Annotated in this window: 11 protein-coding genes and 1 pseudogene; 7 read left to right on the forward strand and 5 right to left on the reverse strand. The window is 67.8% G+C overall.

The annotated features are described in order from the left end of the window. The 3 genes from ACN27F_RS03070 (at nucleotide 1) to ACN27F_RS03080 (ending at nucleotide 4870) form a co-directional block, all read left to right on the forward strand. Complete coding sequence (locus tag ACN27F_RS03070) at nucleotides 1–1029, forward strand: PLP-dependent cysteine synthase family protein (protein WP_421431035.1); 1029 nt, start codon at nucleotides 1–3, stop codon at nucleotides 1027–1029. A gap of 263 nt (nucleotides 1030–1292) precedes the next feature. Further along, entirely contained in the window at nucleotides 1293–3029 is a 1737-nt protein-coding gene (locus tag ACN27F_RS03075) for an ABC transporter ATP-binding protein (protein WP_421431036.1), read from the forward strand. A gap of 137 nt (nucleotides 3030–3166) precedes the next feature. Beyond that, nucleotides 3167–4870: an ABC transporter ATP-binding protein gene (locus ACN27F_RS03080; RefSeq protein ID WP_421431037.1), complete on the forward strand. Its 1704-nt coding sequence runs from the start codon at nucleotides 3167–3169 to the stop codon at nucleotides 4868–4870. A gap of 182 nt (nucleotides 4871–5052) precedes the next feature. Here the strand turns inward: ACN27F_RS03080 and ACN27F_RS03085 are convergent, their stop codons facing one another. The 4 genes from ACN27F_RS03085 to ACN27F_RS03100 form a co-directional block, all read right to left on the reverse strand. Then, complete coding sequence (locus ACN27F_RS03085) at nucleotides 5053–5313, reverse strand: type B 50S ribosomal protein L31 (protein WP_421431038.1); 261 nt, start codon at nucleotides 5311–5313, stop codon at nucleotides 5053–5055. A 273-nt stretch (nucleotides 5314–5586) separates the two neighbouring features. Further along, nucleotides 5587–6306 (reverse strand): class I SAM-dependent methyltransferase, encoded by a 720-nt coding sequence (locus tag ACN27F_RS03090; RefSeq protein ID WP_421431039.1) that lies wholly within the window; start codon nucleotides 6304–6306, stop codon nucleotides 5587–5589. A gap of 54 nt (nucleotides 6307–6360) precedes the next feature. Beyond that, the gene (locus ACN27F_RS03095) at nucleotides 6361–9912 is read right to left on the reverse strand and encodes a choice-of-anchor M domain-containing protein (protein WP_421431040.1); all 3552 of its coding nucleotides are present in this window, start codon (nucleotides 9910–9912) and stop codon (nucleotides 6361–6363) included. A 151-nt stretch (nucleotides 9913–10063) separates the two neighbouring features. Beyond that, nucleotides 10064–10690 (reverse strand): hypothetical protein, encoded by a 627-nt coding sequence (locus tag ACN27F_RS03100; RefSeq protein ID WP_421431041.1) that lies wholly within the window; start codon nucleotides 10688–10690, stop codon nucleotides 10064–10066. Between the two features lie 567 nt (nucleotides 10691–11257). Here ACN27F_RS03100 and ACN27F_RS03105 point away from each other — a divergent pair. Next, complete coding sequence (locus ACN27F_RS03105) at nucleotides 11258–12463, forward strand: ISAs1 family transposase (RefSeq protein WP_421431042.1); 1206 nt, start codon at nucleotides 11258–11260, stop codon at nucleotides 12461–12463. Nucleotides 12464–12712: 249 nt separating this feature from the next. Here the strand turns inward: ACN27F_RS03105 and ACN27F_RS03110 are convergent, their stop codons facing one another. Next, entirely contained in the window at nucleotides 12713–13447 is a 735-nt protein-coding gene (locus ACN27F_RS03110; protein ID WP_421431043.1) for a hypothetical protein, read from the reverse strand. 582 nt (nucleotides 13448–14029) lie between these two features. Between ACN27F_RS03110 and ACN27F_RS03115 the strand changes: the two are divergent. The 3 genes and pseudogenes from ACN27F_RS03115 to ACN27F_RS03125 all read left to right on the forward strand — a co-directional run. Then, nucleotides 14030–14398: pseudogene (locus ACN27F_RS03115) on the forward strand (transposase family protein); the annotation flags it as partial. Nucleotides 14399–14454: 56 nt separating this feature from the next. After that, entirely contained in the window at nucleotides 14455–15324 is an 870-nt protein-coding gene (locus ACN27F_RS03120; protein WP_421431044.1) for an ISAs1 family transposase, read from the forward strand. 51 nt (nucleotides 15325–15375) lie between these two features. Continuing rightward, complete coding sequence (locus ACN27F_RS03125; protein WP_421431045.1) at nucleotides 15376–16509, forward strand: IS630 family transposase; 1134 nt, start codon at nucleotides 15376–15378, stop codon at nucleotides 16507–16509. Nucleotides 16510–16527 lie beyond the last annotated feature (18 nt).

The following is a 16527-nucleotide window of genomic DNA, read 5'->3' on the forward strand; positions in this document are numbered from 1 at the left end:
ATGATCAGAGACAAGGTATCCGACCTCATCGGGCGGACACCGCTGCTCAGGCTGGCGGTACCGGACGGAGCAGGAACCGTCCTGCTGAAGATGGAGCAGTACAACCCCACCGGCACCGCCAAGATCCGGATGGCCAGGAACATGGTGGACGAGGCCGAAGAGCAAGGGCTGCTCACCCCTGGCGGGTGGCTGGTGGAGGCCACCTCCGGCAACACCGGGCTCGGTCTGGCGCTCATCGCCGCCGAACGCGGATACAAGTTCACCGCAGTGGTGGACAATCACTCCAGCGTCGACAAGCTGCGCGGAATGCTCGCCTACGGTGCCGAGTTGCTCAACGTCGGCGGAGACGAGGACGGACTGGCCACCGCCGAACGGTACGCTACGGCCCGCCGGCTCGCGGTCGAGCAGGGCGCGTACTGTACCGCGCAGGACAGCAATCCGGGCAATCCCAACGGCTACCGACCCCTCGCCCGCGAGTTGCACGACGACTTGGGTGTGGACATCCACTACCTGTACGGGGCGGTCGGCACCGGTGGTTCGCTCTGCGGCACCGGCCGCGTCCTGCGGGAGCACGTTCCGGACCTGAAGATCATCGGTGTCGAGCCGGTGGGCTCCGTCAACTTCGGCGGGGAAGAGGCTCCTTACCACCAGTCCGGTACCGGGACGCCGGTGCCCTCGGAGATCTGCGACACCCTCGACTACGACCTGATCGACGAGGGGATCAAGGTCAGTGACTCGGAGGCCTTCGAGACCTGTCGCTACCTGGCCAGGAACTTCGGCATCCTGATCGGCGGCTCGGCGGGCGGCGTGGTGTACAAGGCGTTGGAGCGGGCGCTGAGCGTCGGGCCGGAGACCACGATCGTCGTGCTGGTGTGCGACGGCGGTGAGAGGTACCTGGACACCGTGTTCAACGACGGTTGGATGGCGGCCAACGGCTTGTTCGACGCGCGTGTCGTCGACCGGCTCGCCTCGATGCTGCGGTACGCTCCGGCCGACCGCATCAGGAAGATGCCTGACGAATTCCGCTGATTCGCTGTCCAGTGGGATTGTTCAGCGCCACTCGAGCGGCCCGCTACCACGAGTCAGCGCGTCGGTCTCCACCGCGCTGAACAATCCTCAATGCTTGCCCGTGTCGGCGGCTCAGCCCGCCACCCGCCGCCCGATTTGAGAACGACAACGATTTTCATTTAGGGTAGCGACGGTGAGACCGATAACTGATTGTGTTGCCCGGGCGGCGCCACCCGGCCCGTTCTCATGAGGTCAAGGGGTCTACCGGTTGTGGAGGTGCCGCTGTGTGGTCGACGGTGAAGTTGTTTCTGGGCCTGCGTCCGCGAGCCTGGGTGGAGATAGCCGGTCTGGTCGGGTTGATGTTGCTGGTGACAGCGACGTATGTCGGCCAGGGTCTGATGATCGCGGATCTGCTCTTCAGGGTGTTCTCGTCGGTCGATGTCGGTGGCCTGCTGGCACCGCTGGCCGTGATCGGCGTGCTGCAGGTGCTCCGGATCGTGCTGCTCGTGGCGCGGGACTCGTGGGCGCCGCAGGTGTCGGCACGGGTGAAGGAGGCGGTACGTGAAGGGCTGACGCTGAAGTTGATGGAGATCGGGCCCGGGCAGGCGCAGCGAATGCGTGCCGGTGATCTGCAGTCCACACTGGTGGACTCGGTCGAGTTGCTTGACCCGCTGGTGGGCCGGTTCGTGCCGACCGTGTTGGCGTCCGTGTTGGGGTCCTGTCTCGCCTCGGTGTACGTGATAGCGGTCGATCCAGCCGTGGGTCTGGTCGTGCTCGCGTGTGCGTTGCTGGCACCGCTGTCCAAGCTGGTCGGCGAACGATCGATCAGGGAGCGTGGTGGCCGCTGGATGGTGTCCTACCGGGGCATGTACTCCGAGAGCCTGGATGCCGTGCAGGGGATGGCGACGCTCAAGGCGTTCAATGCCAGCGGCCGACGCGGCCGGGAGTTGATCGAGCGTGGTGAGGCGTTTTGCCGGGACTCCATCAGGTTGATGGTCGCGTGGTGCGGCGCATCGAGCATCGGCACGTTGATGGTGCCCATCGGTACGACGGCCGCGGTGGGCCTGGGCGCCTGGCACGCGGCCACTGGCTCGGTGAGCGTCGCGGGACTGTTCACGATCCTGATGCTGACTCGCGAGACCTTCCGGCCCATGAACGAGCTGGAGGTGGCATACCACTCGGCGTACTACGCCATCCCGGCCGGACGCGCGGTCGCCGATGTGCTACGCCTGCAACCGCACGTGAAGGACACGGCGACCACGGCGCCGGCATTGCGGCGCGACCCTCCTGGTCTGGAGTTTCACGATCTCCGGTTCTGCTACCCGACCCGGCGTGCACCGGCACTGGACGGGTTCAACCTGGTGGTCGCGCCGGGTGAGCGGGTGGCCATCGTGGGCCGTTCCGGAGCGGGGAAGAGCACCGTGATCGGGCTGTTGATGCGCTACTTCGACGGCGATGCGGGCTCGGTCCGCGTCGACGGCCGTGACATCCGCGAGTTCCCGCTGGCCAACCTACGATCACTGATTGGCGTCGTGGCACAGGACACCTACCTGTTCCACGGCACGGTTCGCGAGAATCTGCTGCTCGCTAGACCGGACGCCACCGACGCGCAGATCAGTCGCGCGGTGGCCGCGGCGCAGGCCGCCGATTTCATCGCCCACCTGCCCCAGGGCTTCGAGACCATCGTCGGCGAGCGCGGCCTGAAACTGTCCGGTGGCGAGCGTCAACGCATCGCGATCGCGCGTGCGCTGCTCAAGGACGCTCCCGTGCTCGTGCTCGACGAGCCGACGTCGAGCATCGACGCCGCCAACGAGGCGGAGATCACCCAGGCTCTCGGTGACCTGACACGTGGCCGGACGACGGTCGTCATCGCGCACAGGCTGTCCACCGTACGCGACGCCGACCGGATCGTGGTGATGGAGTCCGGCCGGGTGGTCGAGTTCGGCAGTCACCCAGACCTGGTGGCACGCAAGGGCCTCTACGCCGAACTCGTCGCGACCCAGACTGGAGCGCCCGCATGACCTCGACCGCCCATACCCACGTTCACACTCACACCCACGAGCACGGCGTCAGCCACGACCACGACCACGGCGTCGGCCACGGTCAGGATGGCACGCCGGCGTCCGGCCGATCGCTGGTCACCAGGCTGAGGAGCCTGATGCCCCTGCTGGGCGAGCACCGCCGACTCATCACGGTGGCCTATCTGGCCGGTGTGCTGCACCAACTGCTCCTGCTCGCCTCATCCGGGATCGGCGCGTACGTGGTGGCACGGGCGGCCACGGGAGCCTCGCTGGGCCAGCTCACCGGCTGGCTGATCGTGCTCGGCTGCCTGATCGTGCCGCTGGTCGTCCTGACCATCGCCGACAGCACCTACGCCCACGTCGCCGCCTTCCGCGCGCTGGCCGACACCCGGGCGAAGGTGTTCGCCGCCTTCGAACGGCTCTCACCCGGCTACATGCTCGAACGGCGTTCCGGCGACCTCGGCTCGGCCGTTGTCGCCGACGTGGAACAGATCGAGCTGTTCTTCGCCCACACCCTCAGCCCGCTGGCCGTCGCGTCGACCGTCCCGGTGGCCACCACCGTCGCGCTGGGCTGGTTCCACTGGTCGCTGGCCTGCGTTCTTGTTCCGGTCCTGCTGCTGCTCGCCTCGGTTCCGGCATGGTTGCGGCGCCAGGCCGAGCTGCACGGACACGAGCTACGCGACTCCCTCAGCCAGATGAGCGCCGACAACACCGACACCTTCCAGGGACTGCGCGAACTGGTGAACTTCGGTGCACACTCCCAGCGACTCGAGCTGCTCCGCAAACAGAGCGTCCGGTTGGCCACAGCGAAGTCCGCGCACGGACGCCGTAGCGGCATCGAGTACGCCGCCACGGACACCATCGCCCTCCTGGGAATACTCGTGGTGCTGGTCTTGGGCGCGTGGCTCGTCGTCGCGGGCCAGCTCGACCGCACACTCTTTCCGGTCGCTGTCGTACTCGCCGCGATGGCGATGCTGCCGGTGCTGAAAGTGACCGAGGTCGCACGCGAGTTGTCCATGGTCGCGTCATCAGCTGACCGCATCAACACCCTGCTCGACGCGCCTGCTCCGGTCTCGGACCTGGTCAGCCGGCCGCCCGAAGGGCTGATCGTGCCGCATGTCCGCTTCGACACCGTCACCTTCGCCTACCGCGGTGACCTGGCACCGGCCGTGCGGGACATCAGCTTCGAGATCCGCCCTGGCGAGACCGTCGCGCTGGTGGGTCACTCCGGCGCGGGCAAATCGACCTGTGCCAACCTGCTGCTCAGATTCTGGGACGTCACCGCCGGGTCGGTGTCCGTGGGCGGGCACGACGTCCGCGACTTCCCGCAGGAAGACCTCCGCCGCCTCATGACATTGGTGCCGCAGGACACCTTCCTGTTCAATACGAGCCTGCGTGAGAACATCCGCCTCGGCCGTGCCGACGCCTCCGACGACGAGGTCGAGGCTGCCGCGCGGGCCGCCCAGGCCCACGAGTTCATCACGACGCTGCCGGACGGCTACGACACCGTCGCGGGCGAACTCGGCGCACTCATGTCCGGCGGGCAGCGGCAACGGATCGCGATCGCACGGGCGCTGCTGAAAGACGCCCCCATCCTCGTCATGGACGAGGCGGTGTCGAACCTCGACGCCGCGAGCGAGCAAGCGGTCAACCAGGCGATGGACGAGGCCCGGCACGGCCGTACCACCCTGATCATCGCCCACCGGCTGTCCACCATCCGGACCGCCGACCGGATCGTCATGCTGTCCGGCGGGCGAATGGTCGAGACCGGAACCCACGAGGAGCTCGTCGCCGTCGGCGGTGCATACGTCGATCTGCTCGCCTCGCAACTCGAGGGATGAGGTCCCTGCCGCCCCGCACGACGGCCGGGTCACCGACGACGGCGACCCGGCCGTCACGCACTACCAGCCGGCTCCCCCACCAGCAGGTCGCCACCGCTGGCCGGCACACTGGACCGCCCGCCGGATCGGGACCAGGCACGGTCGCCGGTACGCGCCGAGGCACGCCCTCGACCTTCTGGTGATCACTTGCTCTGAGATCCGGGGCGAGCGTACTTCTTGCGGAACTTCTCGACCCTGCCGGCGGTGTCGAGCAGGCGCTGCTTGCCGGTCCAGAAGGGGTGGCTGGCCGACGAGATCTGGACGTCGATGACCGGATAGGTGTTACCGTCGGTCCACTCGATCATCTGGTCGCTGGTAGCGGTGGATCGGGTGAGGAAGGCGAAGTCGGCGCCCTTGTCGCGGTAGACGACAGGCCGGTACTCGGGGTGGATTCCGGGCTTCATCCGTTCTGAACTCCTTCGGTGTCGGTGTCGGTGTCGGTGTCGGTATCGGCTGTCACGGTGCGGGTCGAGGTCTGCGGTGACGACGACACTACGCTCCTCGACAGCTAACGAAAATCATTGTCGTTATTGTCACCGATCGGGCGCCGAAGTCAACGACGTTCCTCGGAAATCGCGACGTCCTGCATCCAGCCGATTCCGACGTGAGCCGGCCAGCCGACCAGGCCGACGACCAGGCCTGACCACGACCAGCCCGACCACGACCAGTGCCCTCGCTCAGGACCGCGTCGCTCGTACGACTCCGAGTTCTCCGAGCTCGGTGGTGAACCCGGCCGCCGACAGTTCGCCGATCAGCTGCGCTGGCGATATCACCTGCCAGGCGTATTCGGCCACGATCTCACGTACTGATCGGTCGTCATCGTCGAGCACCCGGTAGCGCATCCGCCAGGTGACCCGGTCAGGTCCGGCCGGCCGCGCGGATGCGCTGCCCTGGTAGCGGAGCCGGCCGATCCGCACGGTGGTGAACTCGGTTTCGGCGACGGCGACCGCCGTGTCCGGCGGCTGCAGGTTGACCACCAGCGGGGCGCCGACACTCAGCCGGCCGGCCAGGCGCTGCCAGAGCGCGCGGCGGTCCGCCGCTGTCAGATGGCCGATCACGTTGATCGCCAATGCCGCACCGAGCGTTTCCGGCAGCGCGACCTGTTCGGCGGTAGCGGCGACGACCGTCGTGCGGGCGGCGAGATCCGGGTCGTCGACGATGCGGGCGTGCAGGGCCGCGCGTTGGACCGGCGACGGCTCGACCGCGATGATTTCGCATGCCGGCACGGTTTCGGCCAAGACCTGAACGCCGCGCCCGCTTCCCGCCCCCAGGTCCACGGCGGGAGCATCGACGCGGGCGCCCGCGAGCGCCTGTCGGACCGGGTCCCGCAGCGCCTGCCAGGCGTCGATGCTCAGCAGGTCGAGGAACTCGCCGGATTCCTGGTACTGATCGGGCAACGGTGTCTCCTCATGAGTTCTGCGAGTCAGGACGATCGAAGCGCAACGGTCCCATCATGAACCTACGCAGTCGCCGGGGTCGACGTCGGTCGGGTCGACCTCGCCGACGACGACCGCCAGGGTGAAGGCGTCCGACAGCGGTGCGCCGTCGGCCCTGCTGCCGGTACGTTCGAACGCGAGGCAGTAGCTGCCCTGCGCCGTGAACATCCAGTTGCCGTGCGCGTAGGTGCCCGCGCTGATCCTGGCCGAGTCCTGGTGCCCGTTGGTGGAGTCGACGATGTGTATCGGCGCCCCGAACGGCCCGGTCTGGTAGATGAACACATCGCCGGGTCCGTCGACGGCCGTCAACGACCAGGACAGTCCATCCCCGGCGAGGTCGGTGGGGCGGATGCCCTTCGCGGACCAGCCCGGCCAGAGCAGGCCTGGTTGTTCGGCCTGGGGCAGGCCCCAGACGGGACTGCCCACCGGGCCGATGAATCCGTACTCGTCACTGGGCACCGCCGTCTGAGACGCCGGGAGCAGTTGGAGGACCACGTCCGACGGCTCATGCCGGAACACCCCGCTGCCGTCCGAGGAGTGGGAGATCCCCTCGATCGTCAGGTCCCTCACCACGGTTCGCAACCCACCGTCGTCGAGCGTCGAAGCGATGTCCACGTACCCGCTGTTGAGGATGACCGCACCGGATGCGGTCCGGGACCAGTTCGGCACGTTCCAGGGATCGTCGACCGGGTCCGGGTCGCCACCGGGTAGCAGGTCCGCGCACCCCTGCGGGTCGACGCCGCTCGGATCGGCCTCGCCGACGACGACCGCCAGGGTGAAGGCGTCCGACAGCGGCGCGCCGTCGGCCCTGCTACCGGTACGTTCGAACGCGAGGCAGTAGCTGCCCTGCGCCGTGAACGTCCAGTTGGCGTGCACGTGCGAGCCGGCACTGATCCGCGTCGTGTCCGGCAGTCCGTTGGCGGAGTCGAAGATGTGCACCGGCGCGCCGAACGGGCCGGTCTGGTGGACGAAGACGTCGCCCGGCCCCCGGGCGGCGGTGAATGTCCAGTCCAGCCCGCCGCCGGCCAGGTCGGTCGGACGAATGGTCTCGGCGGACCAGCCTGGCCAGAGCAGGCCTGGTTGTTCGGTCTGCGGCAGGTTCCAGATCCGGCTGCCGACCGGTCCGATGAAGGAGTACATCTCATTCGGCACGGTCGTCGCGGACTCCGGGAGCAGTTGAAGGACCACGTCCGGCATTTCGTGCCAGTACGCCCCGTCGCCGTCGGATGCGTGGGCGAGCCCCTCCGTGGTGGTGTCCTTCACCCGGGTACGCAGTCCGCCGTCGTCGAGCGTCGAAGCGATGTCGACGTGTCCGCTGTTGAGGATGACCGCACCGGATGTGGTCCGGGACCAGTTCGGCACGTTCCAGGGATCGTCGACCGGGTCCGGGTCGCCACCGGGGACGGGCACTTCCTCGGGCCGGGTGGGCCGTCCACCGTCGACGCAGGGCCTCGTCAACGTCTCGGCGTCGTGGGTGAACGAGGCACCCGGGTAGGTGCCGTCGGGGTTGGCCCGGACGGTGGGGTCGAGCGGGCCGTCGACCACGAATGTGAGGGTCCGACGATCCACCGCCTCGTGGCCACCGGGCAGGTCAGCCGCCCATTCCAGGGTCAGGCAGTACTTTCCCGGTCGGCTGAAGGACCACCGGACGGCGCTGTTCGTCTCACCGCCGCCCGCACCTGGCCACAACCGGTGGGGCTCGGTCTGGCCGGTGGCGGTGTTGAACACGAACGGCCCGCTCTGGGTGAGGCCATGCGACAATGCCACATCGCCCGGTCCCGCCACCGAGTGCAGCGACCATCGCAGGTCGCCGTGGAGCTGCTCGGGCCGGATCCCGGTGGTGTCCCAGCGGATCACCTGCATGGAGTTGCCGTACACACCGGTGTCGAAGCCGGGCACGTTGCCGGTGCCGGCCCTGAACAGCGCCGCCGGGCGGTGGAAGATCACACTTTCCGGGTCGTGCGGTGTGCCGGGTGCCGCCAGGGTCGGGTCGAGGACCGCGAGCTGGGTCTCCAGGCCTCCACCAGCGATCGTGCTGACCAGGGACGACGCGGCCGAACCGAGCACGGACGGCGCCGACACCGGATCCGCTGCCGGCACGCCGGCGCCGCGCTCGGGGTAGTCCTGCGTCCGTCCGCACGGCGTGACGGTCGACGCGTCGGTGCCGTCCCCGACCGCGAGGGTGAGCTGCTGTGCGTCGGCGACCCGTCGCCCGTCCGCGGTCTGCGCTTCGATGGTCATCGCGATGCAGTAGACACCGGGCCGGGTGATCGACCAGTTGAAGTGGGCGTGTGTGTGCAGCGGTACCCACCGCGCCGCCGGCAGGCCGAGTTTCGTGCCGAACACCGGCAGATCGATGCGCTCCATGCCGATGCCGGCCCGCTGGGGGTACCCCTCCCACAGGACGACATCGCCGGGGGCGGGCTGGTCGTCCGGCCCGGTGACCGCGTCGACCCGCCACAACACCCTGTCCTGTCCCAACCCGACCAATGTCGACGACTCGGTGCTCAGTCCGGCCCAGGGCGCGCCCGGCAGCTGGCCCAGCGGCAGATTCCAGTACGACGTGGCAGGCGGGGCGATGAATGACCAGTCGTCACCGGGCGCGTACGCGGTAGGGGTCGTCAGTTTGACCGAGTCCGGGACGACCATGACCAGGTCGTCGTACTCGATCCACTCGGTCCGAAATTCACCGGGTACGTCGTACCTGGCCCGCAACGACAACGCGTCCACACCGTCGACGGGGTCGATCCGCGCCGCGACCGCGTCGATGTGGCCGTCACGGACGACCCAGTCGGCCACCGACGGGTCACCGGGATCCGTCGGATCGGTCGGGTCCGTCGGATCGGTCGGATCACCGGGGTCGGTGTGGCCGGGGGTGTCACCGCACTGGGCATCGGACGCGATGTCGTCGCCGACCGCCACCCGCAGCCGCACCGAGGCGCTCGCGGTCGCACCATCCGACAGCGGTGCGCTCGTCGTCACTGTCAGGCAGTACATCCCGACCGCCGAGAAGCGAAATCGGTCATTGATCGTCGTACGGGGTGCCAGCTCGATAGGGGTCGACCCCTGCGGCGTGCCGTCGCGTTGGACCCCGGTGCCGAACCGGAAGCCGGCCGGGGCGTTCGGTTCCGGGGACAGGAACGGCAGATCGGGAAGCTGATAGAAGGCGACATCGCCCGGCCCGGTCACCTCCGAGAAGGCGAAGGAGATGCGACCGTCGTCGGCGAGCAGATCGTCGTAGTAGTCGTAGCCCGCGAGCCCCCGGGTGGACAGCGACAGCTTGACCGCCGACGATCCGGTGAGCCAGCCCTCGGTCGCGTAGCCCGGCGCACCCGCCGCGCCCAGCCAGGCGTACGCCTCGGCGTCGGGCACCGGATAGGATGCCTGCGCCGGCAGTCGGAACCCAAGCACACCGCCCGTGACCTCGGTGATCTCACCACGGTCAGCGAGGCCAATGACCATCCCACCGCCCTCGACCGGATACGAGGTCAACTCGTACTCACCCGAGGAGATCTCCTCCGGCACCGTCGCGGCGGCCGACGTCGGGGTGGACATCAGCGTGGTCATGACAGCGACCACCGCCATGACCACGTACGTCGGCCTCGGCTTCCGCCGACACCGTTCAACAGGCTTCACGGGCTTCCTTCCGAGCTACACGGTCCTGTTTCATCCAGCCGGCAGGGGCGGCCGCGCCTCGGCCGCCCCTGCCGCGCGAAGATCAGGGGACGATGACGAACTTCGCAGCCATCCAGTTCTGGGTGGACAGCGGTGCCGAGGCGGAGAATCCGAAGTACAGGTTGTAGGTCTGCGGCGTGGTCGCCTTCGACGGCGCGTAGAAGCGCCACTCGAAGTGGACGTGCGTCCCCGAGGCGAGCGGGTACGTCCCCGACCCGGTGCCCAGTACCTGCGAGCCCGCCGAGTTGAACAGCCGGACGTCACCCGGATTCGCGCCAGCGGCGCTCATCCACGCCGCACCGCTTCCCGGGCAGGATCCTTCGAAGTTGAACCCCACCCAGGGCGCGGACGACTGGGTGGCCGAGGCGATGTCGACCGTCCAGTAGCCGGCGGTCCCGGTCGTCGGCACCCAGGTCACGGCGGTGCTCAGGTCGTCGTAGACGAACGCGTAGTTGTGCATGTCCACCGGGTTGATCGGCGTGCCCGAACCGATCTTCGTCGTCAGGGCGAGCGTCGGGCTGGATGGACACTCGATGTTGACGATGTCGATGTGGCCCGAAGTGATGTCGTTCGTCGCGTAGACACCCGCGTATGCGGCCGAACTACCGACTACGGCCAGCAGGAACCCGCAGACGCCGGTGGCGACGGCGGCGACGGCGTGCCGCCTCACTCCGCGCCAAACGCCGGCTTTTCTCGTTGTCGGGACAGCAGTCACGTCTCAGTCGCCCTTCACTCGCTGGAGCTCGAGATCGCCCGGTCAGCCCACGGTGGACACGAACATCCGCATCACATGAGCTGATGAAAATGGCTTTCATCTTCATCTAAACGGCCGATCATTGCCCTGTCAAGACGGTCTAGTGAGAACCCGAGGAGACCACCGTCCTACCGTGACGCCGGCGTGCCCGTGCACGTCCCGCGGAAGATCGCCGACCACGGATCGCTCAGCACGACGCAGCGATTCCTGGACCCGACCAGGCAAACGCAACAGCGCCCAACCAGGTAACCCCACGGGCACGGCAAAGTCGGAGGGTGTGCGGCTGAGGACTCCGCGTTGAGGTCTGGAGTGGATTTGACGGAACGGGCACGGCTCCGGTGATCTTGAGGTTGTCTACGCCTTCGGATCACCTTGTGGAGTACCGTACCCGCGCCTGCATCATTGCTGATCAACGCTGTCCAGGGCCAGTCGGACCAGAGGACACGGCCTGTCCTGTTGGGCCGTGACGGGCAGGAAAGCCTGGTGACGGCGTTGTCGCGGGTTCCCGATCCGCGAGACGCGCGGGGTGTCCGGCATCGGCTTCCGACGGTGGTCGGGTTGGCCCTCGCCGCGGTCCTGGCCGGAAGTGTGTCGGTGTACGCGGTCGGGCAGTGGATCGCCGGATGTTCGCAGAAGACGTTGAAGGCGTTCGGTGCCCGGGTGGACCCGGTGACCGGCCGGTACGTCGGCCCGGACGAGAAGACGGTGCGGGGGTTGTGTGCCCGACTCGACGGTGACGCGTTGGACGCCGCCGTGGGCCGGTGGCTGCAGCGCCGCGCGGACGCGGCGGCGCGGGCGAAAGCCCGGGTCGGGGTGCGGCCGTCGCGGGACCGTAAGGCCCGACGCCGGGCCAAGGCCGCTGGCCAGCGACGCCGCCGCGCCAGCGCGCGGGACCGTCACCGGCCACGGTTGCCGCAGGTCGCGATGGACGGCAAGACCAGCCGGGGCGCGCGGACCCGCGACCGGGCGGCGCCGCGTCTGCTGGCCGCGCTCACCTGCGCCGGGGTGGTCCTCGCCCAGTGTCAGATCCCGGGCAGGAGCAACGAGATCGCCGCGTTCACCGGGCTGTTGACGCCGTTGGACCTCGCTGATCACGTGGTGACCGCCGACGCGATGCAGACGCGGCGCACGCATGCCCGCTGGCTGCGGGAGGTCAAGAAGGCGCATTTCGTGTTCCCGGTGCTCGACAACCAGCCGACCCTGTTCGACCGGCTCGACGCGCTGGACTGGGCCGGGGTGCCGGTCACCGGGCGCAGTGTGGATGACGACCGGGGCCGCCACGAGGTACGTACCGTCCAGGTCATGCCCGCCCCGCCGGATCTGAACTTTCCGCACGTCGCGCAGGTGTTCCTGATCGAGCGCGCCGTCACCGTGAAGGGCCGTACCAGCTACCAGGCGATGCTGTATGTCACCAGCCTCACCGCCGGACAGGCCGACGCCGCTGATCTGCTGGCCTACGTCCGTCAGCACTGGGGAATCGAGGTCCTCCACTGGGTGAGGGATGTGACCTTCCGGGAGGACGCTTCCCGGATCCGTACCGGCAACGCGCCGCGCGTCATGGCGACCCTACGAAACGTGTCGGTCAGCCTCCTGAGAATCCACGACACCACCAACATCGCCGCCGCCCTGCGCTACAACGCCCGCAACAACAGCCGAATCCTCAAACTCCTACAACTCCAACCAGCCTAAACATCAACCCGGCCGACTTTGCCGTGCCCGTGCAATGACGCACTGCGACGACGAAGCTCCGGGGAACGAGGTCTGTGAGAAGACCTCGTCACGCCGGAGCTTCGTTCTCACTCCACACCAGACACGCCAGACGTGATCACATCGCGATACCCCGCACGCCTGGCCGATCACGATTTTGCCCTGACCTGCGGTGAGCACCCCGTGTTCGGCAGCCGTGCGGATAACGAGCGTAGTGGTAGGATCGTGGGACTAGAGGTTGAAATTGTCCCGGGGAAAGATGTGTGGCTTGTCTCCGGCGATGATCACAAGGTAGGAGAAATTGTCGAGAATGCCCTTGTTTTTCAAACTCTCGACCGCAGGAGCGGCCATGAGCTTGAACCAGCCGCTGGAATCCTGATTCTTCAGGGTATCGAAGGCTGGGCACTCGGTGACATGGATGACCACGAAGACCTCCAGGACGTCCTTGTACTTGGTCAGCTTATTTGACAGGTTACTGGCGATCTGTGTGACCAGGGCATCGCTGTCCTTAGCGTTCTGTACCACTACATGATCGCCTGCCGCCTCATTTTCCTGCTTTCCTTGGAAGCTGTAGTCCGGTTTGAGGGCGCTTCCCCCCTTCTGACTGCCGGGTTCGATCCAGGTGGCGTTGTTTTGCCACAGCATCTTGGCGCTGACCAGCTCCAATAGCTGCTTGTAGGTGTTCGTCGGGAACGTGGTCGCCGGCAGTGGGCGAGCTTCCTTCGTATCCTGATTGATCACGGGCAGCAGTTTCCGCATCTCATCGAGCACCTGCTGAGCTGCCATGGCAGGGTCGTTGGCAATCAGCGTGTCGACCAGTTTCGTCGCCAGATTGCGCATGTTCTCGTTCTTCAGGTGATTCTTCATCAAGTTGTTCTTTGGGCCGAGCACCTCGTTTTTTTCGATCAAGTTCTTGATTGTCGGCCCCCAGACGTCGTTCCAGCTGTGCGCCAGTGGTTGTGCCATCGATGACTCCTCGTGAGTGGTAGCGAACCGCCGACTCCGGCCGGCTCGGATCCGGCGGTGCTGCCGGACCATTCACCAGATGCCGCGCACCGGGCGCCAGATACGGAGAGTCGGGAACCCGACCGCCCACCTCCGGTGGGGTCGTGTCACACGGTGACTTCAAAGTCGTGTGCTTCGCCGGGCCTTCGGCGTTGTGGCTGGTCGAGCGGGTGAGGTCGGTCGGGCTCCGCGTTTTTGATCACGGTGTGGTCGCGGGTGAGTCTCTCTTGGACGTCGTTCGCCCGGGATTGGTGATGCCGCACGGGTGCCTAGGGTCCGCAGGGGCAGCGGTCCGGGCCGGCACGGTACCGCTGGGGGCTCGGAACGGGAGTTGACATGAGGACGGGGTTCCTCGTAGATCAGTGAATCTCTCACAAAACGCTGACCGGAACCAGGAACCCCGTGCCTGCCGAGTGCGCCATCACCGAACGCCCGTTGACCATCGCCGATCTGCCGGATCTGCTTCCCGCCGTGATGGAACCCGTCTACGACCAGGTGTTGCCGGCCTGGCTCGGCGGCGACGCGGCGGTCCTGCCCGAACAGATGCCCCGCGGGCTACCGGCTACCGCGGCCCGCCAGTTGACCACGGCGTTGGCACCCCAGCGGCCGCGGCGGACCGGCCGGGCCGTACCGGTCACCGGGTCAGGGCGGGCCAGAGCCGGTGATCCGGTGACGGTCGACGAGGCCGGGGTGGCCCGGTTGCGGGGCTTTCTGGCCCAGATCGTCGACCGGCGGGCGTTGCGGGGACGCCGGTACCCGCTGCCGTATTTGCTGGCCCTGCCGATGCTGGCGATGCCCGCCGGTCACCTCGACCTGACCGCCATCGGCGAGTGGGTGGCCGACGCCCCTGACGCATTGCTGCTGGCGTTGGGTGCCCCGACCCGCCGTGACGGGCGACCCCGCCGGCCCGACACCAAGACGATCGCCGAGGCCCCGGCCGTGCACGGCGCCGACTACGACCGCGTCCTGTGCGCCTTTACCGCCGCGATGGCCCGCACCCAGCACCGCGACACCAACGGCGGCCCGCTACGCCGCTGCCTGCACATCGACGGCAAGCTCAGCACGGCGCCGCCCGGCCCGGCGAGCGCACACCGATACTGCTGGCCGCCCGCGCCGACGACGGCACCATCGCCGCGCAACACGCGGTCCCGGTCGACAAAACCAACGAAATCACCGTGTTCGGCCCGATGGTCGACCAGATCAGCGACTCCCAGGTGACCGGCACCGTCTTCACCGCCGACCAGCTCCACACCCAACGCGAGCACGCCCGTTACCGGCACAGCCGCGCCGCGTTCTTCGTGTTCACCGTCGGCGGCAACCAGCCCAGGCTGTTCGCCGCCATCGACACCGTGGCCTGGCACCTGATCGGGGTCGAACACGCCACCATCGACCGCGGTCACGGACGCATCGAGGTCCGCACCATCCGCGCCCTGCCCGCCACGCCCACCATCGCCGGCCTGTTCCCGCACGCCGCCCAAGTGTTCCTACTCGAACGCTCCATCTACACGCTCGACGGCGAACCCCTCGGCGCTGTCGCGGTCCTGGGTATCACCAACCTCGCACCCGCCCAAGCCGACCCCGCCGCGCTGCTCGCCTATGTTCGCGGCCACTGGTCCATCGAATCACTTCACTGGCTCCGTGACGCCGTGCTCGGCGAGGACGACAGCCGCGTGTCCACCGCCAGCCGGGCCATGACCGCCCTACGCAACCTGGTCATCGGACTGTTCCGGCTGGCCGGGATCACCCGGATCAGCAGCCAACTACGCCACAACAGCCGCGACCCCTACCGCCGCCCACTACTCCTGCTAGTGCCGTATCAGGGAACGTTTGCCTCGTGACGCGCCGTGCGGGTGCTGGTCCGGGCGGTGGGGTGCCGCCAGGCTGTCCGGGTGGGAGAACGAGTACGCGTCCGTGAGATCGACGACGACGAGGGCCGGCGCCTGTTGCGGATCATCCGTAGAGGTACGGGCTCGGTGGTGACCTGGCGACGGGCTCAGATGGTGTTGCTGTCCGCGCAGGGCATGTCCGTGGGCACGATCGCGGAGGTGACGTTCACCAGCGGAGACCGGGTCCGCGACGTGATCCACAACTTCAACGCTGACGGCTTCGACTCGCTCTACCCGAAGTACAAGGGTGGCCGGCCGAGGACGTTCACCCTGCCGGAACGGCGTGAGATCAAGAAGATCGCCAAGTCCACGCCGGCCGAGCACGGTCTGCCGTTCTCGACCTGGAGTCTGGCCAAGCTGGCCGACTTCCTGGTCGCTGAGGGGGTGGTCGACGACATCAGCCACGAGGGCCTACGGGTCCTGCTCCGCGAGGAGGGCGTCTCGTTTCAACGGGTGAAGACCTGGAAGACCTTCCGCGACCCCGACTACGCCGCCAAGAAGGCCCGCGTCGAGCACCTCTACGCGATCGCCGACGGCGAGGTCGTCCCCGAGGCCGGTGAGCCCGACGTCATCTTCTGCCTGGACGAGTTCGGCCCGTTGAATCTGCAGCCCCACCCCGGACGGCAGTGGGCCGAACGCGGTGGACGGCACAAGGACCCCGAGCGTGGGCCCAGGCCCCGCCGGCGGGCGACATACACCCGCCCCCACGGCGTCCGCCACCTGTTCGCCGCCTACGACCTGGGCGCGGACAAGCTCTACGGCCACATCAAGCCGACGAAGCACCGGACACGGTTCCTGGAGTTCTGCCGCTACCTGCGCGGCCTGCACCCACCCGGGACCCGGATCGCGATCGTCCTGGACAACTACTCCCCGCACCTGAGCACGAAGAAGGACACCCGCGTCGGCGACTGGGCCGCCGCGAACAACGTCGAGTTCGCCTACACGCCGACCAACAGTTCCTGGCTCAACCGCATCGAGGCCCAGTTCACCGCTCTGCGCTACTTCACCCTCGATGGCACCGACCACACCAGCCACGCCGAGCAGGGCAGCATGATCCGCCGCTACATCATCTGGCGGAACAAGCACGCCGCCGACGAACGCCTACGCGAGGTAGTCAACAGGGCCAACGTTGCCTGACGCGGCACTAGGACTCGC

The organism is Solwaraspora sp. WMMB335, assembly GCF_049179075.1.
GTDB lineage: Bacteria > Actinomycetota > Actinomycetes > Mycobacteriales > Micromonosporaceae > Micromonospora_E.

Coding starts and splice junctions, on each gene's coding strand:
- ACN27F_RS03070 (WP_421431035.1), top strand. CDS start 1: ATGATCAGAGACAAGGTATCCGACCTCATCGGGCGGACACCGCTGCTC.
- ACN27F_RS03080 (WP_421431037.1), top strand. CDS start 3,167: ATGCCCCTGCTGGGCGAGCACCGCCGACTCATCACGGTGGCCTATCTG.
- ACN27F_RS03085 (WP_421431038.1), bottom strand. CDS start 5,313: ATGAAGCCCGGAATCCACCCCGAGTACCGGCCTGTCGTCTACCGCGAC.
- ACN27F_RS03095 (WP_421431040.1), bottom strand. CDS start 9,912: ATGACCACGCTGATGTCCACCCCGACGTCGGCCGCCGCGACGGTGCCG.
- ACN27F_RS03110 (WP_421431043.1), bottom strand. CDS start 13,447: ATGGCACAACCACTGGCGCACAGCTGGAACGACGTCTGGGGGCCGACA.